We start from the raw sequence: 22,677 nt of genomic DNA, 5'->3' as shown, positions 1-22,677 counted from the left end.
ATCAACTTATAACAGTTGATTCTTTTTTTGTATTCTTGAACTAACTCTTAAAATTAACGTTTACAGGTTAGTTATGTCAGGTTATAATTCTTGGTAAATAAAGGAGGAGAACGATGGATAATATAACAGCAACTAAGCAGAAAGATCCTCAACCAATAAGTGTACGATATTTTACAAAAATGAAAGGGAAAGGAAGAAGCCCATTACAAGTAAATGTAAAGGACTCTTTAACGGGACTACTAGGGGGATTTTTAACAATTCTTACCTTAACATATTTAACGAGCATAACCTCTACAGAATTATTAATGGCTCCATTTGGGGCGAGTTGTGTATTAGCGTTTGGAGTTTGGAATGCGCCATTATCTCAGCCGCGTAATATTATTGGAGGACATTTGATTTCAACTTTCATCGGTCTATCAATATATCATTTGTTTGGGAATGAATATTGGACAATTGCTTTAGCGGTGGGGATGGCAATAGCCGTTATGATGTTAACGAGAACGACGCACCCTCCAGCAGGCGCCGATCCGATTATCGTTATTTTAGGGGCAAATAGTTGGAGTTATTTAGTAACACCAGTTTTAATTGGCTCCGTTGTTATTGTAGTTATTGCTTTATTCATTAATAATATGAGTAGTAAAAGAAATTATCCAACTTTTTGGATGTAGTTTGTGAAGTGAAAAATAATTTAAGTGAGTATTCTATTCTTACTATGTTTTCATTTCACATACATTTTAGTTTACAAAGAAAAGACACCCATATAAGAGTGTCTTTTCCAATAGTTTTTTAGCAGAAGCAAGAAGCTCCAACGATGATTAATAAAATAAACAATACAACTAATAGTGCAAATCCTCCAGAAAAACCGCAGCTTCCACCGCAACTACCGCCAAATCCCATAATAGTTCCTCCTTTAATAAGAGGGGAAAACAAAGGGTCACTCGTGTTTTTTAACGGATTCCATTTACTTTATGTTTTGAAGTATAAACATGAGCGGGTCCTTTTGAAAATAAAAAAGACACCTTGAGGTGCCTTTTGTCCAATGTAATTTCATTAATATTCGTTAGCATAAAACTCTTTTATTAATTTTATTTCATTTGTATCTGGATTAAACTTAAATATTTTAATTTGATTAGATTCGTCTTTGTATGCAAATGTATTCTCACCAACTTGGGTCATATTGCTCGTGTTTACGATAGGTTCACTACCGTGATCAGTGATTTCCACAGTTTTCTCACGATCCCAGAATGCAATGACAATAATCAAAACGATAAGACATACACGTATAAAACGTAATTCTCTTGCAACAGGATGTTCCATCTGTTAGTCTCCTTTACTGTTTGATAGATTCTGTTTATAAAAGAGATAATTCCTAGGAATAGAATATAAATAAAAAAGACACTTTAAAAAGTGTCTTTTTTATTTTAGTTATGCGCATTACTTAATAAGACGCTAGTTCCTCAGTCTGGCTATGAGTAACTATGTAGGGTGATTTCATTATAACATTTTAACCAGTAATGGGTCTATATGGAATTTAGTTGATTTTAATTTTGATTATTCATAACTATTTGTTAAGTGTTTAGATGAAGGAACTAAGCTTGTTTTAGAAGAGTATTTAGATGAACTTGATATAGGTGCTATGTCTTATACATTGGTCTTGCGGCAATACAACTGGAGAAAGGGGAGGTTTGCATTAATCGAGCGAGGGGAAAATCGTGAGCTTTGGGAAGAAGCTGATGTAGAAGATTATGAAGAGAGAAAGTTTTACATACATTAAAAGCACAGCTGATAAAGTGTAGAGTTATATTTCCCTTTACACGAACATAACGGTATAATATAGTTAAGTTAAGTAAACTTAACTATTAAGTGAAACGAAATAAAAGCATGGAGGATGCTATGACTAGAACGTATAAAGAAGTAATTAATGAAATGAATCGAGCCTATACGGAACTCTATATTTTACTATTTCAAGATTTAAAGGATGAGTTCGGTCTTACTGGGCAGCAAGAGAGCATGTTATTTCATATTCATTTAAATGAAAACACGACAGCAAATAACATTGCGAGTACGTTTAATATAACGAAAAGTGCTGTGAGCCAAGTTTTATCGAAATTGGAAAAACAACAGATGATTTCAAAACAAGTAAACCCTAATAATAAAAGGGAGTATTTTCTTACACTTGGTCCAAAAGGTAGTAAGTATATAGAGCGGTTGTCTGAGTTAGATGATGTATTAATTGAGAAATACTTTTCCAAAATCGATATAAATGCCCTAGAGCAAATGACCGATACGTTAACGAAAATAAATAAAGTGATATTGGAAGAAAAGCAGAAGGATATTGATTGTAATGAGTAAGAAGCAAGATGAAACAATTAGTAGAAAGGAGGGGAAGCATGTGATGAGTTACATACCGAATATGATTACGATAGCAAATTTTGTGTGTGGGCTTTTGGCTATTCACGCTGTTTTCGTTCACGATATTTATTTGGGAGCAGTTTTTATTATTACGGGTATGTTGTTTGACCTTTTTGATGGCATGGTCGCTCGGAAACTTGATTCTGTTTCGGAAATAGGCGGAGAGCTAGACTCATTTGCGGATTTAGTTACTTTTGGTGTGGCACCGTCTATTCTTGCATATAGTGCTTCGTTAAAAGATTTACAGTCTATCGGGATGATATGTGCCCTCGCGTATAGTATTTGTGGAATGCTTCGGCTTGCGAGGTTTAACACACGGCAAAGCAAACTCCCAACATTCATCGGAATGCCCATTCCATTTGCGGCGATGTGTATCCTCATTTTATGCCGCCTAAATAATCCAGTTTCCGTGGCATTTGGTACATGCGTACTCGCTTATTTAATGGTGAGCAAAATCAAATTTCCTCATTTTAAAAAAGATATAGCTGAAAGCTTGAAGCCTGAAAGCTTGGATTGATGATACGGAACTACAATGAGAAAGATAAAGGAGAATAACATGATTCGTATGGCACTAAGAACGTTCAACATACAAATGTATTGTTTGCTAGGCGTAATGTTATTGGGATGGTTGCTGACACCTTTTTCAGCCCAGTTTGTAGGGATAAGTATTGGCCTTTTGGTGAGTATGTACTGCGCCTGGATTTTAGGAAGGCGTATTGAAAAGTTCGGAGATAGCATTGTAAAAAAAGAAAAAGCACCGATGCTCGGAATGATGAATCGGTTCGCAGCCGCAATACTCGGTGCGATTATTATGTATGAAATAGAACACCATGAATTCATGTGGACATTCGCTGCTGGAATTATGGGGGGATATTTCTTGGTTATTATTAATTTAGGGTATTACAGTATGAGGGATGCGGAGGAATAAAGAAAAGACACCCTAAGGTGCCTTCCTTCGACTTGAACCATTTTCATTTAATACGAATCTATCCGTATTACCCCTTTGTTATAAATGTAAACACACCCTATAAAACAGAATCATCTATATACACCAGATTGTTAGTTCATAAAATACAAGAAATTTGAGATTAGTATCGGAGTAACGCCACATCCCCTAAAATGATTGATATGTTACGCCTATCAAAAGAATCTGCTTTATAGAACGTGTCCACAGTTTATATTTTACTATATTTAATATTCATTAAGTGTATTTTTTGTTAATATGTATAATTACATAAAGTTGAAGGCGAAAGAGAGTATGCTTTCGTATTGTGTAATGAAGAAAAAACACTTTAAGGTGCCTTCTTTCGATTGGAATCATCTTAATTGTATTGCGTCGTTATCATATAAGAAAAAAGACATCAATTAAGATGTCCTTTTTTCTTTGTAAAATTGGTGTTAAGAAGGTATAACCTATGAATAATATAACAATCATCGAGTAAGTTTATTATAGCAGCGATAAATAGGGTTTTTATATGTAATATTACATATATATAGATTTATTTATATTTTATTTGTATATTTTAATTGTCTGTTCCTTGTTTTAATTCGTTTAGTTATATTATTTTTTGAGTGCTCCAGCAATGGAGCCTTTTTTTAGTATTCTATTTTGATGATGTTCCATAAGATTAGCCCCTTTTAAAGCTGTTTTTATATAAAAAGCCTTTAACTTGTAATTATAGCTAAAGGCTCTAAGTGTCATACTTTATAGTTTATAAAATCTTATAAGAAGAATAACCAGTATTTTATATAGAATTTATCCCGCTATTTGCCGGGCTGCCTGTAAACGCCCAAGTGGTGAGAGCTGATTAAAGTTTCACTTTATAATGTTTTTTATCCAATTTGGAATTGAAAATGTACTAGCTTGATAATGAAGCTAGGTTATTAGAAGTGAAAAATTTTAGTTTTATTATAATTAATAGAAATGAAAGTAGTGTAAATATAAATCCACTCCAAATAAGTTGATGAATACCTAAGTTTGAAATGAACCAGCCTCCAATAGTTGTTCCTAGAGTAATTCCGAGATTTGAGAATGAAACGAATAGGCTATTACCAAATTCGGGTGCTTCTCTTGCTTCACTTATTAACCATGTTTGACCAACAATTAATCCACCAGCATGCACGATTCCCCAAATGAATACCATAAAAATCATTGGAACAAGATAAGAACCTAAATAATAAACCAATATGTAAACAATAGAATATAAAATAGGGAACGATATTACTGTATTTACTATGCTTGTTTGCAAGAGACTACCAAATAAATGATTGCCTAAAATCATAACTATACCAAATATGAATAGCATGATACTGATGAGAGATCCATTCATGGAAGTTACTTTTGCAAGGTACTCGGCGAAGTAGCTGTATACGGAAAACATAGCTGCAAAAAGGAATGTGATGGTTAAAATATTTAACCATAATCCTGGTTTGCCGAGTATACGAATTTGTTTGCCGAAAGACATTTTTTCTTTAACGGGCATAGAAGGAAGTGAGATTAGCATTCCAATAAATGCAAGGGCGTTAATAAGCGCTCCGAATAAGAAAGCAATTTCTAATGAAAATTGATCTGCAAGGTAAGAGGTTAATGGTACACCTAGTGCAAAGCCAACCGTAATTCCCATGAAAACTTTTGTAACCGCTTGACCACTCTTTTCAGGAGGGGCAAGTTTAGCAGCTGTTACAAGAGCGATTGAAAAGAAGAGTGGGTGAAGTGCTGCTGGTAAAATACGAAAAACAAGCATGATTTCAAATTGTGTTGTATAAGCGTAGATTATATTTGAAATAACAAAAACAAAGATGACTGTTAATAAAATTATTTTGCGATTAATACTAGAAATGAGCAGAATTAAAAACGGACCAGAAATAGCAACGACTAGTGCGAATATACTTACTAAAAATCCTGCTTGTGCAGTTGAAATGCCAAATTTCTGAGTGATTTGTGGTAATACGCCGACAATACCCATCTCGGTAGTAATAATTCCAAACACCCCTATTGCTAGTGTAAGAATAAGTAAAGGACTTACTTTTTTCATTTGTAAAACTCTCCATTCTTATTATTATTTTGAAAGTAAAATCGATTTATTAACAAAGAAATGAGCATGATTGGATGTCAATAGTATTAGAATTATGTAATGTTAAATACAAAGACATATATCTAAATAACTAGATATGATATGTTAAAAAAATGCTCCTTTCTATGTTTCTTACTTTTATAGGTAGCGAAGTTTTAAAAAGAATGTATTGGACAGCTATATAAAAGTAGAATGTGGGAAAGCAAATAATCAATTGGTAGGTTGATTATTTGCTTTCATTTTATAATTCGTTTTGAACGTATTCAGAAAACTCTCGTATTGTTTTTTCATTTCGGCGATAGTAGGTCCATTTTCCAATTCGGTCAGATTGTAGTAAACCTGCTTTTTTCATAGTTAATAAATAACTAGAAATAACCGATTGGGCTAAGCCAGTTTTAAGCTGGATATCTCCTACGCACACTCCAACTTGAAAACTAAGGCCTTGCTCTAGATAAGCTTTTTCATCGAAATGGTTTTCTGGATTTTTCAACCATGATAAAATTTGACATCTTGTTTCATTTGACAATGCTTTATAAATTAATAAAGGTTCCATAAGGATATTATATCTACTTTTATAGATTTGTAAATGGGTTTGTGTGATTTTAAGGGAAGAAGGTATAGTTGATCCCCTCGAATAGGAACAGGGTGCTCTTGATCTGTACCTTTTGTAAAGGACATTCTAAAAAAAGTTAGGCAACCTAAAAAAGATGATTTCTGTATGCAAACAGGAGTCATTTTCTTTAAATTCTATTGATAGCAAGAGTGATTATAGTACGTCATATATTTCTTAATTTCATGTGTTAACTGAACAAACGATTCACATGAGTTTATATATGCTGCATCGGTTAAAGTATTACAGGCAAAAATGATAGTATTGTTAGGTTTAAGCATGTTGTTGCCTAGCTATCAATGGCGGATTCCTAAGAAGAGTAATAATAAAACCCAACTGAAGATTTAAGAAAAATTTTATGTTTATCCCACTCTTTATTTTAAAAGTTTTTCCTATCCTATAAATGACTTACATCATGAAGGAGACTAAAAAAGACAAAGTCATAGATGAAAATGTAAAGTTAGGGGATTCTACATGCATACAGGAGTTTTGATTAGTTATTTGTATACGTATTTTTTTACTATAATTTTTTGTATTGTGTTTCAAATTGGATTTTATTTTAAAGCGAAAAACAATATATCTATTCGGCATTTTTTATGGGTGTATGTTTTTCTATTCTACCTTTCGCTAGTGTATAAGGTGACGCAAATCGCGACTGTATGGGATATAAGTAGATATGAAACGTGGATTCGTGTAAGTCAAATCAACTTGACTCTATTTGATACGGTAGGTAGTACTACGTATCTTTTGAACATTGTACTGTTTATGCCGTTAGGTTTTTTATTACCGACTATTTGGCCGCAGTTTAGAAAGATAAAAAACACCGTATGCGCGGGATTCTTTTTTTCATTGGCAATTGAGTTAAATCAATTACTAAATAATAGAATTACAGATATTGATGATTTATTTACGAATACCCTTGGGGCAATTATTGGGTATGTCTTATATAAAGTATTATATACAGCGTTATTTAAATTGATATTGAAAAGAGAGGAAAAAAAGCTTGATACAAACTCGTCTCTAGTCATAAAATACGAGGCTGTTTTTTGTTTAGTGTGTTCATTTGTAGGTGCGATGTTCATTTATTATCCAGCTTTATTTGGAAGACCTGTAATCATTCAGTGAGGTGAGTATGAATTTCTTTTGAACGCTCGAGCGATATTTCAATTTGTAAAAAGCCTTTAACTTGTTATAGTTAAAGGCTTTTATCATCATAATTTTTACTTACCAATTACCCACTCTAACATCCGCCTTCAACCACTTCACCCAATCCAAATCCTCTACCTTAAGCAAACTGAGAGAAACACCCTTCATATCTAAAGAAGTCAACAGCGTACCAACCTTTACGAACTCCACATGTAATCCTTCCAGTTCACACAAACGGCGAATGTCATTTGCGAAAATGTATTGTTCCATTAATGGAGTTGCGCCGAGTCCATTAATAAGGATAGCGAAGTTGTCTCCTTTTCTCCAGCGGTAAATACTTTTTAGTTTGTTCATCAGTTCAATCGCTAATATTTCAGAAGAGGATAGTGCTTCTTTACGGTAACCTTTTTCTCCGTGAATGCCGACGCCATAAAACACTTCATCATCGTTTAATGTGAATGAAGCTTTTCCTTTCACTGGATCGTTGGCAGGGGAAAGGGCAACTCCTAATGTGTGTAAGTTTTCAGTAATAGAACGGCCGAGTGTTGTTAGTTCTTCTAAAGAATGTCCTTCAAGAGCGGCCGCACCAAGTATTTTTTGAACGAAAACAGTGCCAGCTACGCCGCGTCTTCTTTTATTAAAAGAAGCATCATCTTCAATTGAAACGTCGTCATTTACGATGATGTGGTCAATTTTTCTTCCTTCTTCTTTGGCAATTTGCTTTGCCGCTAGAAAGTTTTCAACGTCATCTTTAAAGTTTTTAATGATGAATAAAATATTTTTATCTTTCGGCATGAGGCGAGTTGCCGCCACAATTTGTTCCACTGTAGGCGGAGTGAAGATGCTTCCGTTTACTGCTGCCGTAAGCATTCCTTTTCCTACATAGCCAATATCAGCGGGTTCATGTCCGCTACCACCGCCGCTTATTATAGCAACGTTTTGCTTCAGTTTTTCAATATCTTTTACATAAATGATGTTATTTGTTTCGTCGTAATTTACTTTGTCGTTATGTTCAAAATAAAAGCCATGCATCATATCTTGAACAATATTTTGTACATCATTCATAATCTTTTTCATTGCTTTTGCCACCCTTTAATTACTTTGCTGACTGCTCCAGTAATAGTAGTAATTGATTGTTTATCATATTTTTCATGAGAGAAGACATAATGGATGGATTTACTTCGCACTTGCTTTCAATCCAATCTTTTATCGTTCCAACGAAGCCGTGACTATAAAAGGAGGCAATCGTATTTTTCGTTTCAATAGAAAGAGTTAAGCCACAGTTCACGGATAGTTCATCAATAATCTTCATATATAAGTTTTTCGTGTGCTCAAATAAATAGTGATTAAACGAGTTTTGTTCAATGACTTTAAAAGCATTTCGGTAAAATTTTTGATTTTCGTAAAAGTAATCAAATAATAAATCGAAAATGTTTTCCCATGTTTCATAATCGAGAAAGTCGATAATGTTTTCTTTCGTTTCTTCTCTATAAATCCAGCTTAATAGTTCAAATTTATCTTTAAAATGATAATAAAAAGTTTGCCTACGCATTTGACAGTGTAACATAATATCGCTCACTGATATTTTATGAAACGACTCTGTTTCCATTAAATATTTCAATGAGTTCGCGATTATTTTTTTAGAAATTATAGAAGAGGTCATCTGAATCATCCCTAGAATGTTAGTAATATAAAAATCCTATCTATAAATGAGAGCGGTGTCTTTAGACAGATTGTCCATTTTGTCCGTTTACTATAAAACGCTTTCATTTTAACATGAGTAGTAAGAAGAAGATTTCAAATATATCACAATATATTAAAGGAATTGAGGGATAATCACAATGAAAAAGATTATAAACAAACCAGAAACATTAGTAATGGAAATGTGTAACGGAATGGTTATGGCTCACCCAGAGCTTGAACTTTTGAAAAAATATAAAGTTATTAAGAAGAAAGAAATGAACGAAAACAAAGTAACGTTAATTAGTGGCGGCGGTAGTGGCCATGAGCCGGCACATGCAGGATTAGTCGGAAAAGGAATGTTAGATGCGGCGGTGTGCGGAGATGTGTTTGCGTCACCTTCACAAATTCAGGTGTATCAAGCGATTAAAGAGACAGCTAGTAAAAAAGGAACGTTATTAATTATTAAAAATTACAGCGGCGATATTATGAATTTCAAAAACGGAGCTCATTTAGCGACGGAAGATGGAATTGAAGTCGACTACGTAAAAGTGGATGATGATATTGCGGTAGAAGATAGCCTATATACAGTAGGACGCCGCGGCGTTGCGGGAGTTATTCTCGTTCATAAAATTGCCGGCGCAGCAGCGGAAGAAGGTATGGATTTAGGAGCGGTGAAAGCTGTAGCGGAAAAAGCAGCGGCTAACGTGCGCACAATCGGTTTAGCGTTAACTTCTTGTACAGTTCCAGCGAGCGGATCACCTACTTTCACACTTGCGGAAGATGAAATGGAATACGGCGTAGGTATTCACGGCGAACCAGGAATTAAGCGTGAAAAAATGCTGTCAGCAGATGAACTAGCTAACCGTATGACAAATGATCTTGTAAAAGATTTAGGAGTAAAAGATGGCGAGGAAATCGCACTTCTAGTTAACGGTTTTGGCGGAACACCACTGCAAGAACTTTACTTATTTAACAACGCAGTGACGAGAGAATTAGCTGCTAGAAACATTAAAATCAATAGAGTATTCGTCGGTAACTATATGACAAGTATCGATATGGCTGGCATGTCTTTAACAGTGATGAAGTTAGATGATGAGTTAAAAACATTACTATCAAAAGAGTGTAATACACCAGCGTTTAAAGTAGATGGGTCAGTTGAAAGTGTAGAGTACGTGAATGTACTTGAAGAGAAAGAAGAGAAGGAAGTTTCCTTTGAAATAGAAACAGCGGAAGAGCATGCTGTGATTAAGGATAATGTTATTACATTAAACAACATGATTTATCTCGTTGATAAAATGAGCGACGTTATTATTAAAAACGAAGTACCGTTCTGTGAGTTAGATACACACGCAGGTGACGGCGACTTCGGAATGAGTGTGGCAAAAGGATTTAAGCAATTAAAACGTGAGTGGCATTCTATTGTAGATCAAGAGAACGTAACGATTGGGTCATTCCTTGACGGTTGTTCAATGATTATTATGGAACATTGCGGCGGCGCATCTGGTCCAATTTGGGGTGGTGCATTCCGCGCAGCTAGCAAAGCAGCAGGAGAAAAACGTGAGCTAACAGTGAAAGAATTCGCTGAAATGTTGCAAGCAGCACTTCAAGGTATACAATCTATCGGAGAAAGATCATTTGGTAGAGGAGCGGTAGTTGGTGACAAAACACTTGTTGACGCGCTTGCTCCATGTGTAGATTCTTGGTTAAATAGCGCTTCAAACGAAGAAGACATGAAAACTGCTTTTGAAAAAGGAGCAGAAGCAGCAGTTAAAGGAGCAGAGTATACGAAAGAAATCGTAGCTCGCATGGGCCGCGCCGGTACAGTTGGTGAAAGAAGTTTAGGATATCCTGATGCAGGTGCACATGCGCTTGGAGTTATCTTTACGGAGATTGCTGGTAGTTTGAGATAGTAATTAGAAAGTCCCTCTGCCTTAAGGTGGAGGGATTTTTCTATAATTTATTAATATATAATTTCGTTAGATGTTTTCTCTGTAAAGATATGTATGTTTATAAATACTAAGATAATAGTTTTAAAAGAAGCAACGTGAGTTCCTATAAATATGGAATTCAGGTTGTTTAATTGTATTTTTGCAAAACTATCCAATCGATAGAAATCACTTCAAAAGGCGGTATTTATTATTTCGTACTTCAAAATTATGGTTGGACACCTTATGGAGTGGTTTGGGAGGGATAAAGAATATAAAAAGAGAATTTGTGATAAATCCCCTATTTAAATTTAGACAAGTACCTACATTCCTTTGATATCATATATTACTTTTATAAATAGAAATATAGGGGGGAATTTCATAATCATTAATCCGTATTGTTCATATATAGACCTGTTTGGCCAATTTAGTAACTACTCTCCACTAGATCAACCTATTTGTATCCATTACCTTATCTAGCTTATCATTATGATTATTATAGTGATTGGAATTATGGAGGAGGGAATAGCGAATACACCAAAATGGTAAAAAATGATATTTATAATTCAGAATTGGACTGAATGAGTTGGTTGAGTGATGTGATAGAGCATAATCCAATACATCCAGTGCATCGAACTTTGTGTCACGGTTTTTCTGGATACAAGACAAATAAGTTTGAATTAGAACATAGCATTCAAAATGGTGGGTGAGTTGCAGCTTGGTCTCAAGATATTTCAGAAAAAGATGTATTACAGGGAGTATTAGCTCCAGGTGTATCTGTATTTAGCGCTAATCCAGGTTCTTTCCTAGCTTGGATAAATGATTTAGTAAATCGTACTATATCATCGTTAACAACAGATGCACAAATAAGTTCACAGCTGAGGCGAGAAGAGTAGCTAATGGAATAGTGGCAGATGTTATTAGGTAAGCAATTCAAGGGAAAAATCCATTAGAAGCTGTTCATAAATTTGGTACAATCGATTTTAAAGCAGGTGCAATAAAATATGCTGGTAAAAATATAGTTTGTGGTAAGACAGTATCCACTACTTGGGGAATGAAGCCTTATATTGCCCTTAGAGTACGTTAAATTTATAATACGGAAGATGAACAATGGGGAGAATGGATTTTTATAGTGGAAGCAAAGAATGTATTTTCCACTAAAAATATAATAGAAAAAACAAAGAAGCCAATTCCTGAAAGGAATTGGCTTCTTTAGATGGATTATTCTACATCGATTATGTTAGAAAACTGTAATTTCATTTTATTATAAAAAGCATCAGTTCATATGACAGCAATGTTTTGCAGGTCAATACCAACAACAGTCATATAGCTAGAGAGTAAATAACCACCTTCGTAATATGTAATTAGTATTTCTTCTTCAGATAATAAGGAACATAACAACATGTTCTCAATCAGTTCTTTTTCTTCAGCGGTTAAGATCGGCCGAGTTACTTTGTATAACTCTTTGCTAAATTAATATACCATCTTTTTTAGCGTCTGCATAAGAAATTAAATATATAATAAGTTTTAATGCTATTATCGTTATAAGTAGATCAGTTTTCTTACACTATTCTCTGACTATTTCCCCATTATTCATTATAAACACTTCATCACATAAGAGTTTAATATCTTCTTGTATATGACTGGCTAATAATATAGTTACACCTTTATTTTTCAATTGTAAAAGTAAATTCCTAATTGAAGAAACACCTTGAGAATCTAATCCATTCATTGGTTCATCCAGTATAAGGATATCTGGATTTTCCATAATAGCTTGGGCAATTCCTAACCTTTGTTTCATACCCAATGAATATTTTTTTACAGCTCTTTTATCATTCGGATCTAACCCCACTAGCTGAATTGCATTAATAATTTGTTCGTTACTAATTTTATTTTGAATACTTGCTAACCATTTTAAATTAGTAAAACCACTTAATTGTTGTAAAAAACCAGGATGTTCAATTAAAGCGCCTGTTCGATCAGGAAAATCAGTTTTTTCACCTAAGATGTTCCCATTTACTGTTATTGTTCCTGTTTCACCTTTTGTTAATCCGCATATGGCTTTAAATAACATACTCTTTCCCGATCCATTATGCCCCACAAACCCGTATATTTTCGCTTTGTATAAATTTAAATTAATATTTGTCAATATGTTGTTTCCTTTTATTTTTTTACTAAATCCCTCTACTTGTACTACTACTGTATTATCATTCATGATAACCCCCCCTTTTAAACATCTCACATAATTTTATAAAGTAATTTTTCCTTACGATTATAAAAAAACCAACCAATCCCTATAACTAGACATTCTAAAATAAACATATACATAAATGACCAAGATGGAGAAATAGTATTAACAAAATCTGAAGAAACACTATTATTTTTCAATATAAGTTGGATACCTGGAATCCACTTTAAAGCTCCTGCATTTAAAGTGTTCGTAAAAAATACCATTACATAAGAAAATATCGCGAATAAAAACCCATAAATTGGATTTTGGGTAAGTAACGTTATTACCAGTTGTAATATCTGAAAAAAAAGCATACTGATAATTTGTATACCTATCACAGTTAACATTGTAGTTACTGGGTTAGTGATAACAGGTAATAATTCATTATCTGAATTTAACACATGTTTTGGTAAATCTAATGAAACTATAAATATACAAATATGCTCTATAACTATATATACAGAGCATGTAATTATTAAAGTAACAATATGACCAACATACCATTTAAATAATGATTTCACCCTAGGAATGGTCATATAAGATTTTAAAATACCTTCTTCCAAAGAATAAATAGCCGTAAGATAACTAGATAATACATAAGGAAGTATCATTACCATTGTTTCAAGTAATCTATAGTGAATTGGATCATATTTACTGCCTAGCATAAAAAATGCAAAATCAAAATACGAGTACGTCTTATGATAAGAATACATCATATTATTCATTTCCTGCCTATTATATATACAAATTAAAAAAAATACAGTGAAACAAAGTGTAATTTTCCAAATTCTACAAAAAGACTTTAAATTAATCCAAGTAATTCTAAATAATATACTTTGAAACATTAAATCTCTCCTTCATAAAACGGACCATTTTCGAGCCAACAAACGTCCAAAAATAAAAAGTAACATGTAAATAATATACAGCATAATAAAAGTTGTTAAAAAATCCAATTGATGTGGTTTGTAATAAAAGAATTCTAATACCATAAAATCATATATTGAAATAAAATTTAAAAAACCTAAATCTATATAATGATAACAAATATAGCAAAAAATCAAATATACAATATTAATTGCAATAACAACTGTTTTTTTCTTATTAAACATCATAAATAAAACAATATTGAATAATCCAACAATATTCAATACCATCATGGTTAATAAAAAAGATAAAATAAAAGCAAATATCGGTGAAAAAGCTTTTGAAAAATCCATATGTGGTAAAGAAATTAATGGTGATTTTCCTGCAAGTACATTTGCCACTTCTTCACTCCAAGATGCATCATATGGCAGTAAAATCAGATTTACTACAAGAGGGATAAGGTAAAATAAAAGTACTGCTACCAAGCTATGTATACAAATAGTTATTATCTTAGAGAATAACCATTGTTCTTTACTAATAAGTCTTATGAAAATATTTACTTCATCATTGTCGTATAAAACTTTAATAATAGAATATAAAAAATATAAAACAAGTAAAAACAAATTGATTTGATAATTACCTATAAAAGAAAATACACCATCCCAAAGATTAAGCGTAGAACTGTCTGGCAGTTCATTGGACATTAATTTGCTAGACATAAAAGCAAGAAAAATTGAAATGCTAATAAATACATACAATTTTGTTTGGAATAATGTTTGATTTAAATTGTAATACGTTAATCGCCAAAGAATTGATTTTCCCATTAAATTTCTTCAAGCTCCTTTCTGGAAGAAATAAAAAATACACTCAAGCTAATAATTAACATTCCCAATAAATGTAGTGTAATGTCTAGTAAAGTAACAGTTTTCATTTGATAAAATGAATTAACAACTCCAGGTGAAAATCTAGGTAAGCCAATTGTATGAAATGTAATAGTACCTACATACAAAAATATTAGAGGAGTAATTAACGCAATTAATCGATTTTTAATAACAGAAGAAAGGGCTAAAGAAAATATAGAATACACCGCTCCAAAAACAAAGTGTACAACTATAAAAAATAATATGTATTGATTAGGATTATAATTATAAATCTCACTTAATACCCCAAAAGGATAAATCTTTAAAGGTTTCGTAATATCTCCTTGAAGAAAAATACTAATAATAATAAAAAACAATATCAACGGAAAACTAACAGAAAGTGCTCCCGAAAGGGCAGTTGCTGAAATTTTTGCTATTTGATAATATTTTTTCTTCGTTCTAACAAGAATACAGTTGATAAAATTTGTTTCAATATCCAATCGATATGATGTCGAATATGCTAAGCATGCTAATAAAGGTGAAATAAGCACATAAAAATCTGTACCATACACCCAAACCTCATATCTATTAAATGCCAATTCCTTTAATAAATTAACTTGAGATTCAGTGATATCAGATGCGCTAGACAGAAATAAATAAGGTTTTAAACTAGTATAAGCACTATAACAAATCATAATTATTCCCAAGAGGATAGATAATAAAAACATTTTATTACATATACCCTTTTTCATTTCAGCAACTATAATTCCCATAACCAATCTCCTTTTACAAAGATAAATAGTTAAATTCAATAATCTTATATATTTAATATATAAGATTATTGAATTAGTTATTTCGGATTTAATCAACCTAACACATTATTAATATTCGTCAGGGCTAAAGCTACCTGATGTTTTAAAACGATCCCATGTAGTTGGAGGAGTCATATTTAGTCTGTAAGTATAACCACCTTTTCCAGTATTATTAGTTAAATGCTCACGATTCCCACTATATACAGTAATCTTATCACTTCTAGCTTCACCATCACTGTTAAGAATTACAGAGCGTTGAGAACCAGTGGAAATATGATCATTGTTATCAATTCCGTCTACATTATCTCTAAATTTTTTCGCCGCTACTTGAGCGTGCCATCCACCATAAGTCACTTCGCTATAAGGTGTAATGTCCCTTGCGAATGCATCTGCCCCAAAACCAATCCCGCTTGCTAATACTAAACCACCCGTTAATAACATTAATGATTTTTTCATAAATAAAAACCTCCATTTATTATTCTATAAACTAATCGCGATTAATTAATATTTTACAACTTTTTCATAATTTTACCATATTTTTACCTTAATATTTTATTTATCAATAATAATCAGAATAGTTAGATTTGTAATTGTGAGCTGATCGCATTACTATTTATAAAAAAACTTTATAAAATATTAAAAATAAAAGTTTCTCAATAAGGAAGTTCTGCTATTAATAATTTTCCTTTTCGACAACAATTACACTACGGTTCCTATTCGTAAAATAAACTTTCTCAATAGTTCACTTCGAAAAAATACCAATTATTAATTTACTTATTTGTTCTTCTATTATGTTTCAAATGCGCCAATTGCTCCTCTTGAAGAAAAAACGAGAGCTTAATGAGTATAAAGCTGTATATATGATTAAAGACTATTTTTTTATATTCCAAACCATACAAAAACACACCCAAGAGCTATCAAAGGTGTTACTTCGGCTGTTCAATCTCCTACAACAAAATGAGCGGAAATCTCATCGATATGAGAAAAAACGGTCTTTGATATATTAGGTGTCTTTTACAATTGTACCATGTTTGATAATCAAGCCGCTTAATTCAAAAAAGTGAAACCCGTTAGGGTTTATTTCGTATGCAAATCTTTCAATCACCTGCACTTGCCCTTTAGAAAAAAAACAATCTCGCCTAACATTGACTTTGCATAATCTTAGCTTGATAGCGATGTGGTGTTACCTCTTTAATGATCAACGCTATAAAGTGGTGAACTCCTCGCTACGCTTCACCTCAGTCTTCACCATTCCACCCAAAAGCAAGAAAACCTTATTAAAAATATTAAGTTAATTAATTAATGTCCTTAATTAACTTAATATTTAAATTGATAAAAAAGTGTTTATTTTTGGAAAATTATGTTGTATTCTGTAATGGAATTACAAAATATCCCAAAGGGAGGAATTGTTTTATGTTTAAAAAGTTTTTTGCTTTAATGATGGCTTGTACTCTATTTCTTATTCCTACGTTGTCTTCAGCAGCGACAATTGATAGTAGACAAGCGCAAAGTGCTAACCCTGAACAAATAGAAAAATTAGCAAAAGAATTTGAGTATGTTTTTACAAAGATTGTTGTAAAAGATAAGGCAACTGGTAAATACATAGTTAATAAAGAAGAGTTGGAAAAATCTCCGTATAACAATGAAGAAAAAGCAGGTATTTTAGCAAGTACTAAAATGTTAAATGATGAAGATCTATCAAGTAATGTTTACTCTAGTAATACTTGGGAAAGATGTTGGCAAGATGCACTTGGAATAGGACAATCTTTCTGGAATCAATTGAAAAAATATATAAAAGCTGAAGATTATTGGGGAGCAGCAGGATTACTTGCATTATCAGGTTATGCTTTTTCTGTTCCGGTTTTATTTGCTTTCGCATTAACTTGTGGCCCAGCTCCAGCATCATTTTCTTCAAATAAATAGTGTTTTTATAACTTGAATTTATTTGAAGAAATATTAAATAAAAAGACCATTTGCATTATTAAATTTGCAAATGGTCTTTTTATTTAAATAGTTTTTATGATACTTTTAAAGTATATTTTTATACAATTACTGTAAGGAGTTGATTTTGTATGAATATTTTAGAAAACATAAACAACGCATCTCAATTATTATTAGTTATATCTGCATTTTGTTTTTATATGTATTTAAAGAGAATTAAATTAACAAGAAAACTTACTAGTTTTGAAATTACACTGTATATAATATCACAACTGGCATATATCCTTTGGGGTATTACTCTGATTGCTAAAATATGGGGATGAGTTTTAGTGTTGTAGTAATCTATGACAAAATAGAGCCCTCTATATTTTAGATCATGCACAAATATTGGCCCGTGCAGTATTCTTTAGTTAATTAGGTGAAGTACAGCCCAACCTGCTGTCATCTACTCTAAAAAATTCCCTTTTTTCGGAATTGCATCGCCAGTAGCTGCATAAAGAGCCGCGCTGGTACAGTTGGCGAAAGAAGTTTAGGATACCCTGATGCAGGTGCACATGCGCTTGGAGTTATCTTTACGGAGATTGCGGGTAGTTTGAAATAGGAATTAGCAAGTCCCTCTGCCTTAAGGTGGAGGGACTTTTATATAGTTGATATGTAGAAGACTTCTTTCGGTGCTCTCCCTGTAAAATATGAGTTTGTTACTATTTTTGATAAAATCTTATTTCAAAAATACAACTAATATTTTTCAACATTAATATATTGAAAATAGTTAGAATATTTAAGATAATCATTTGTGAAGAAGTAAATTATAAAAAAAGGGGGAATTTATTTTGTTACGTCGTTTATCTATTTGTACAGTACTAACAGCTTTTATATTTACTTTATTTACATTTAATGGCTCTGCTTTCGCGGCTACGAATGCTACTGAAAATGAAAATGTAGTAGCAGCTTGTGCAAAGGGAGGTACGGTAGGTGTATATGGTGCAAAGATGCGCAGTGGTTATACTGTCGATTCACCTGTCTTACATACATTTAATGATGGTACGAAAATTACTGGAACATGGGTAACTGGTGAATATGTTCAAGGTCATTACAGTAATTCTAAACAGTGGTTAAAAGTTACATATAAAGGGATGACAGGTTATGTATCCCATACAACATTATATAACGTTTGCTCATAAAACTATGTACCATAATAGCTTTGGATATATTGAGCTAATCTCTTCTAGAGATTAGTTCTTTTTTATCTCTTAGTTTTTAATGGGGCATTTTTTGAAAAAGACCAACGATTCATTAAATCGATGGTCTTATGTTTATCCCGCATTAACGGGCAGTAAGACCCACACCTCAAAATTCAGCGGAAGCAAAGAAGTTAGGTGGAGGATCAACTGCCCGTAAACGCCCGATTGGTTCAACTAATAATCAGTGGGGGATGAACAAAACCCCCACTGATTAAAGTTTCACTTTATATATTATTCATTTGTATCTATATCAAATTTTCCGGTACTTTTTGCTTATTTGAGAGATTTCTTCAATCAAATTGTATTTTAGACTTAGTTTTTTTGTGATTGCAGCTTATCAATTTTCCAGTATGTTTGTAGAGGGTCTAAAGAGCTTTCAATATAAAACATATATTCATCTACGGTACCTGGTGCTTCAAAAGCTATTTTCAATTCTACCGTTTCATTTGGTTTAACTTGTATATCAGAAGGGTTTTGATCAAGCACCTTTCCTTTATAGATCTTTCCGTCTTTTTCATCTTTTAAGTTATATTTTAATTCTGATAGTCCAATCGTTTGACCTCGTACATTTTTTACAGAGACATTAACCATGACGGAATCGTTGCTAGCATTTAAATATGCACTTTGAACAGCGGCCAAGTAATAGCCTCCCTTAACACTCTCGCCAACTAATAAAATACCTTGTTCCAAGCGGCTCATATCTTCCTTTTCTTCAAAGTTTATTAATTCTTCATTTACATTTTTTGCGCTTGGTTCTTCTATTGGAGCATTTTCAACGGCACTATCTGTTTTATCTTGTGTGCAAGCAGCCGTAACACTGACTAATACTAGAATGAAAGTAAGTAATATAGATAATTTTCTCATAAAATTTATCTGTCTCCTTAAGTTTCTCAATTTTGTGCAGCTATACATATAAGATTAACATAATGTCTCATTATTGGCTCAAAATAGGTGGTATTTTAAACAACTTATTCTTTTTACTTTTAATATACATTCGATTGGTTCTCACGATATTTGTTAATCTTTTAAAACATTGGCTTAGTAATACCGAGGGTAATTATAGATATATTAATCATGTAATTTGTCCATATCAAAATGAACGTTTTTTGCATCTAATATATTGTAAATAGATTTTATTTTGAAAGGATGTGATTATATGGCCCATAAATCTACTGGAGTGTTTCGAGTTCCAGTCTCTGAAAATGGGATTATTCCAACTGCTCTCAACATTATGTTAAACAATGATTCACGCTGCCATACTAGTAATGTAACGGTAACTGTTAAGAGAAGCCGAAACACTTTTTTCCCAACTCAAAATGAATTAGTTGAAATCTCTCGTACTTTTGTTTCTTTAGAACCAAACAGAACAACTAAGATTGTGTTGTTTACTCCAGAATTCCAAATAGAAGATTTCCTTGATGTCATCATTAGTGGAAATAAAGATGATGTTAAGGATGTTCTTGTATATTCTTTCTTAGCAGATTCAGTAGGGCATAATCTGCCATCTACTGTTTTCAGAAATGCAGAATACACTTTTGCTTGCTGACACCGTGATGATGCATTCTTTACGGTCGTATATCTGAATTGAAATGTTAAATAGGAGTTGATTTAACATTTATTCCGTATTAACGGGCTGCCCGTAAATGCAGCAGGCGAAAAACGTGAGCTAACAGTGAAAGAGTTCGCTGAAATGTAGCAAGCAGCACTTCAAGGCATACAATCTATCGGTGAAAGATCGTTCGGTAGAGGAGCGGTAGTTGGTGAAAAAACGCTTGTTGACGCACTTGGGGTTATCTTTACGGAGATTGCGAGTAGTTTGAAATAGAAATAAGAAGATCCCTTCTACCTTAAGGTGGAAGGGATCTTCTTATTATTGTTTTTTGATATATATTGCTAAATATGTTCCAATAATTAATTCTATTGTATTGAGAATAATATCAGCTACATCAAAAAAACGACTTATAAAAGGAACTAGTATTTGAGGTGGGTTTATTAACGAATTTTATATATAGCATGAATGAAAATAGGATAAATAAAACAATGTTTCCTATTATGTTTTTAAGAATTAATTGAGTAGGTACTTGTAAAAATAAAGAAAAGATACCAAAAGGAGCATTCTGCCGACTTAAATTATTTTAATATTATCGTTCTAAGTTTAAAAGCTATAGGGATTTTTTCTGTGGGATTTGTAAGTAGTTTTTACGAAATTATGAGTGTTTTTTATTTTGTAATTCAATAAGTTCATCTGGTAGCATTTTTGTATAATATTCTTTTTCTGTTAGTTCAAATATAAATAATGCTTTTTTCCAGTTATAAATAACATCTTCTACATTATGTTGTTTAATTTTTAATAAAAACTGACCTTTTAAATAGAAGAGTTCACCTAATAGGTATAACGTATTTAGATTAATTGCTAATTTGATGCCCTTATCAATGTATTTTATTGCCTCTTCATGTTGATATGTGAAGTCCAAAGATTTTGCTAAATTTAACATGATTTTCAACTTAATTTCTTTATCTCTAGGAAAATCTAACTTATTAAAATTACTTAAACATCTTTTTAATATATTAATACTTTTTTCATATTCTTTATTTTCCGCATAAAATATAGCCATTGTTTGCATAATATCTATTTCTCTTTCTGATAAAAAATCAGAATTAGTTAAAGTCAGTTTTAATGCATTATTTAAAAAATCTAAAGCATTTTTTAATGATTTATCCACTATAAATATAGCAATTGCTTCATGCCATATTAGAAATTGTTTCTCTTCTTTTGTTTGAAAATTATTTAAGTTTTTCTCTTTTTTCACTATTTCATAAAGTTCTTTATATTGTTTTTGCTTTAAGCAATCTTTTATTACGTATTTTACATTTTCTACATATTTTAATCTTTTATTTTGAGTTAGTGCAAATATATTATTTGGATCAATACCAAGTCTTTCTGATAATTGATATAGCAATATACTAGATGGATAAATCATACCTTTTTCAATCTTGCTAATTTGACTTTGTGAACATATTCCATGACATAATTCGGATTGTGATATATTTTTTTTGATTCTAAGTTCTTTAATGGTAATACCCAAATCGTTAAATTCCATTCTTCCACCTACTATTTAGCACTTTCACTTTATTAATATAAGAATATTCCCTAACCTTAATGTAATGTAAAATTAATATAGTTGCAATTATTGTTTTAAAGGAATAAGATGCTGAGACTTTTATATGTACAAAAAAGATACCTTAAGGTATCCTCGCAATTGATATATGAGACTATAGTTTTCCAATCAGAAAAAATTTTGGATCAGCCCATAAATGATATATCGTGATATTTAGTTTACTTAGTATGGATTTTTACAAACCTTCCTAATCCCTCTATTTTCCATTTGATAAAATAAAATCCTAATATTACTAATAATTAAATAAATATTTCTACATATTCAATATATTTACATAAATTACAAAAGTGGTACATTTAAGTTGTAAGTTATAAAAACTATTAAAGGGGGATTTATTATGTTCAAGAAATTAGTAGTAGGGCTATTGGCAACAGGTATTGCATTAACAGGAGGAATTGGGGCAGCTTCAGCTGATACGCAAAAAGCTGTGAGCTCTCCGAAACAAGCAACATGCTCAATTCCTTATGAGTATTCTAACGGTAAGTTCAAAAGAACTCTTTATTACTCAAATGGAGTATATGCTAATAGTTTTAATGAAAATGTTTGTGGCGGGACGATTACGTGGTATTTAAAACATGTTCAAAATGGAGTTGCTTTTTACGAAGGTAATTTAAAATAGTAGATTTTTTGAACCTCATTTATTGAGGTTCTTTTATTTTTAGTTTTTAAACTGATTTTCTATAAAAAAGACACCCTAAGG

At 32.1% G+C, this 22,677-nt stretch carries 25 protein-coding genes and 4 pseudogenes; 14 read left to right on the top strand and 15 right to left on the bottom strand.

The window, feature by feature from the left end; translation table 11 throughout:
- Window positions 1-113 precede the first annotated feature (113 nt).
- Window positions 114-668, top strand: a complete 555-nt coding sequence (locus ACLBXA_RS12900; RefSeq protein ID WP_000368843.1) for an HPP family protein — start codon at window positions 114-116, stop codon at window positions 666-668.
- Window positions 669-786: 118 nt separating this feature from the next.
- Here the strand turns inward: ACLBXA_RS12900 and ACLBXA_RS12895 are convergent, their stop codons facing one another.
- Together ACLBXA_RS12895 and ACLBXA_RS12890 are read right to left on the bottom strand one after the other, a co-directional pair.
- Window positions 787-897 (bottom strand): YjcZ family sporulation protein, encoded by a 111-nt coding sequence (locus ACLBXA_RS12895; protein WP_000505686.1) that lies wholly within the window; start codon window positions 895-897, stop codon window positions 787-789.
- Window positions 898-1,050: 153 nt separating this feature from the next.
- Window positions 1,051-1,317, bottom strand: a complete 267-nt coding sequence (locus ACLBXA_RS12890; RefSeq protein WP_000400973.1) for a YmzC family protein — start codon at window positions 1,315-1,317, stop codon at window positions 1,051-1,053.
- A gap of 247 nt (window positions 1,318-1,564) precedes the next feature.
- On the opposite strand from ACLBXA_RS12890, the pseudogene ACLBXA_RS12885 reads away from it, so the two are divergent.
- From ACLBXA_RS12885 to ACLBXA_RS12870, 4 genes and pseudogenes are all read left to right on the top strand, one after another.
- Window positions 1,565-1,824, top strand: a pseudogene (locus ACLBXA_RS12885) (hypothetical protein); the annotation flags it as partial.
- Window positions 1,825-1,893: 69 nt separating this feature from the next.
- A complete protein-coding gene (locus ACLBXA_RS12880) occupies window positions 1,894-2,352 on the top strand; it encodes a MarR family winged helix-turn-helix transcriptional regulator (RefSeq protein WP_000198951.1) in 459 nt (152 codons plus the stop codon).
- Complete coding sequence (pssA, locus tag ACLBXA_RS12875) at window positions 2,345-2,929, top strand: CDP-diacylglycerol--serine O-phosphatidyltransferase (protein WP_000038934.1); 585 nt, start codon at window positions 2,345-2,347, stop codon at window positions 2,927-2,929. Before ACLBXA_RS12880 ends, pssA begins: the two co-directional genes overlap by 8 nt.
- 39 nt (window positions 2,930-2,968) lie before the next feature.
- Entirely contained in the window at window positions 2,969-3,340 is a 372-nt protein-coding gene (locus tag ACLBXA_RS12870; RefSeq protein ID WP_098900004.1) for an ATP synthase subunit I, read from the top strand.
- A 931-nt stretch (window positions 3,341-4,271) separates the two neighbouring features.
- Here the strand turns inward: ACLBXA_RS12870 and ACLBXA_RS12865 are convergent.
- The 3 genes and pseudogenes from ACLBXA_RS12865 to ACLBXA_RS12855 form a co-directional block, all read right to left on the bottom strand.
- Window positions 4,272-5,447 carry an MFS transporter gene (locus tag ACLBXA_RS12865; RefSeq protein ID WP_000757912.1) on the bottom strand — a complete coding sequence of 392 codons (1,176 nt, stop codon included), beginning with the start codon at window positions 5,445-5,447 and terminating at the stop codon, window positions 4,272-4,274.
- Window positions 5,448-5,727: 280 nt separating this feature from the next.
- On the bottom strand, window positions 5,728-6,039 hold the full coding sequence (locus tag ACLBXA_RS12860; RefSeq protein WP_000433538.1) for an ArsR/SmtB family transcription factor: 312 nt from the start codon (window positions 6,037-6,039) through the stop codon (window positions 5,728-5,730).
- A gap of 194 nt (window positions 6,040-6,233) precedes the next feature.
- A pseudogene (locus ACLBXA_RS12855) lies at window positions 6,234-6,335 on the bottom strand (TetR family transcriptional regulator); the annotation flags it as partial.
- Window positions 6,336-6,570: 235 nt separating this feature from the next.
- On the opposite strand from ACLBXA_RS12855, the gene ACLBXA_RS12850 reads away from it, so the two are divergent.
- Window positions 6,571-7,221 (top strand): VanZ family protein, encoded by a 651-nt coding sequence (locus ACLBXA_RS12850; protein WP_000556849.1) that lies wholly within the window; start codon window positions 6,571-6,573, stop codon window positions 7,219-7,221.
- A 99-nt stretch (window positions 7,222-7,320) separates the two neighbouring features.
- On the opposite strand, the gene dhaQ is transcribed toward ACLBXA_RS12850, so the two are convergent.
- Together dhaQ and dhaS are read right to left on the bottom strand one after the other, a co-directional pair.
- A complete protein-coding gene (gene dhaQ, locus ACLBXA_RS12845; RefSeq protein WP_098900005.1) occupies window positions 7,321-8,319 on the bottom strand; it encodes a DhaKLM operon coactivator DhaQ in 999 nt (332 codons plus the stop codon).
- Window positions 8,320-8,338: 19 nt separating this feature from the next.
- On the bottom strand, window positions 8,339-8,905 hold the full coding sequence (gene dhaS, locus ACLBXA_RS12840; protein WP_000204218.1) for a dihydroxyacetone kinase transcriptional activator DhaS: 567 nt from the start codon (window positions 8,903-8,905) through the stop codon (window positions 8,339-8,341).
- A gap of 178 nt (window positions 8,906-9,083) precedes the next feature.
- Between dhaS and dhaK the strand changes: the two genes are divergently transcribed.
- Window positions 9,084-10,835, top strand: coding sequence for a dihydroxyacetone kinase subunit DhaK (gene dhaK / locus ACLBXA_RS12835; protein ID WP_098425433.1), 1,752 nt, complete (start codon window positions 9,084-9,086; stop codon window positions 10,833-10,835).
- A gap of 1,296 nt (window positions 10,836-12,131) precedes the next feature.
- Here the strand turns inward: dhaK and ACLBXA_RS12830 are convergent.
- The 6 genes and pseudogenes from ACLBXA_RS12830 to ACLBXA_RS12805 all read right to left on the bottom strand — a co-directional run.
- Window positions 12,132-12,317: pseudogene (locus ACLBXA_RS12830) on the bottom strand (YolD-like family protein); the annotation flags it as partial.
- A 100-nt stretch (window positions 12,318-12,417) separates the two neighbouring features.
- Window positions 12,418-13,065, bottom strand: a complete 648-nt coding sequence (locus ACLBXA_RS12825) for an ATP-binding cassette domain-containing protein (RefSeq protein ID WP_097890752.1) — start codon at window positions 13,063-13,065, stop codon at window positions 12,418-12,420.
- Between the two features lie 23 nt (window positions 13,066-13,088).
- Window positions 13,089-13,925: a hypothetical protein gene (locus ACLBXA_RS12820; RefSeq protein WP_097890754.1), complete on the bottom strand. Its 837-nt coding sequence runs from the start codon at window positions 13,923-13,925 to the stop codon at window positions 13,089-13,091.
- A 12-nt stretch (window positions 13,926-13,937) separates the two neighbouring features.
- Window positions 13,938-14,768, bottom strand: a complete 831-nt coding sequence (locus ACLBXA_RS12815) for a hypothetical protein (protein WP_097890756.1) — start codon at window positions 14,766-14,768, stop codon at window positions 13,938-13,940.
- A complete protein-coding gene (locus tag ACLBXA_RS12810) occupies window positions 14,768-15,577 on the bottom strand; it encodes a hypothetical protein (protein ID WP_098617806.1) in 810 nt (269 codons plus the stop codon). Before ACLBXA_RS12810 ends, ACLBXA_RS12815 begins: the two co-directional genes overlap by 1 nt.
- Before the next feature lie 108 nt (window positions 15,578-15,685).
- Window positions 15,686-16,072, bottom strand: coding sequence for a hypothetical protein (locus ACLBXA_RS12805; protein WP_073524757.1), 387 nt, complete (start codon window positions 16,070-16,072; stop codon window positions 15,686-15,688).
- 305 nt (window positions 16,073-16,377) lie between these two features.
- Here ACLBXA_RS12805 and ACLBXA_RS12800 point away from each other — a divergent pair.
- The 5 genes and pseudogenes from ACLBXA_RS12800 to ACLBXA_RS12780 form a co-directional block, all read left to right on the top strand.
- Window positions 16,378-16,667 (top strand): annotated as a pseudogene (locus ACLBXA_RS12800) (IS4 family transposase); the annotation flags it as partial.
- Between the two features lie 362 nt (window positions 16,668-17,029).
- On the top strand, window positions 17,030-17,539 hold the full coding sequence (locus tag ACLBXA_RS12795) for a hypothetical protein (protein WP_098617805.1): 510 nt from the start codon (window positions 17,030-17,032) through the stop codon (window positions 17,537-17,539).
- 149 nt (window positions 17,540-17,688) lie between these two features.
- Window positions 17,689-17,880: a hypothetical protein gene (locus ACLBXA_RS12790; RefSeq protein WP_001022918.1), complete on the top strand. Its 192-nt coding sequence runs from the start codon at window positions 17,689-17,691 to the stop codon at window positions 17,878-17,880.
- A gap of 134 nt (window positions 17,881-18,014) precedes the next feature.
- Window positions 18,015-18,158, top strand: a complete 144-nt coding sequence (locus ACLBXA_RS12785) for a DAK2 domain-containing protein (protein WP_136804073.1) — start codon at window positions 18,015-18,017, stop codon at window positions 18,156-18,158.
- A 229-nt stretch (window positions 18,159-18,387) separates the two neighbouring features.
- Entirely contained in the window at window positions 18,388-18,738 is a 351-nt protein-coding gene (locus ACLBXA_RS12780; protein WP_000946191.1) for an SH3 domain-containing protein, read from the top strand.
- A gap of 372 nt (window positions 18,739-19,110) precedes the next feature.
- Here the strand turns inward: ACLBXA_RS12780 and ACLBXA_RS12775 are convergent, their stop codons facing one another.
- The gene (locus ACLBXA_RS12775) at window positions 19,111-19,662 is read right to left on the bottom strand and encodes a hypothetical protein (protein WP_001228900.1); all 552 of its coding nucleotides are present in this window, start codon (window positions 19,660-19,662) and stop codon (window positions 19,111-19,113) included.
- 292 nt (window positions 19,663-19,954) lie between these two features.
- Between ACLBXA_RS12775 and ACLBXA_RS12770 the strand changes: the two genes are divergently transcribed.
- On the top strand, window positions 19,955-20,344 hold the full coding sequence (locus tag ACLBXA_RS12770; protein ID WP_000940658.1) for a hypothetical protein: 390 nt from the start codon (window positions 19,955-19,957) through the stop codon (window positions 20,342-20,344).
- 661 nt (window positions 20,345-21,005) lie between these two features.
- Here the strand turns inward: ACLBXA_RS12770 and ACLBXA_RS12765 are convergent.
- Window positions 21,006-21,899: a helix-turn-helix domain-containing protein gene (locus ACLBXA_RS12765; RefSeq protein ID WP_000395471.1), complete on the bottom strand. Its 894-nt coding sequence runs from the start codon at window positions 21,897-21,899 to the stop codon at window positions 21,006-21,008.
- Between the two features lie 415 nt (window positions 21,900-22,314).
- On the opposite strand from ACLBXA_RS12765, the gene ACLBXA_RS12760 reads away from it, so the two are divergent.
- A complete protein-coding gene (locus ACLBXA_RS12760; RefSeq protein WP_000473837.1) occupies window positions 22,315-22,596 on the top strand; it encodes an LCI fold-containing protein in 282 nt (93 codons plus the stop codon).
- Window positions 22,597-22,677: the final 81 nt, after the last annotated feature.

The organism is Bacillus sp. D48C, assembly GCF_053345735.1.
Note: the sequence above shows the minus strand (reverse complement) of the source record. Positions and strands in the feature narration are given on the sequence as shown.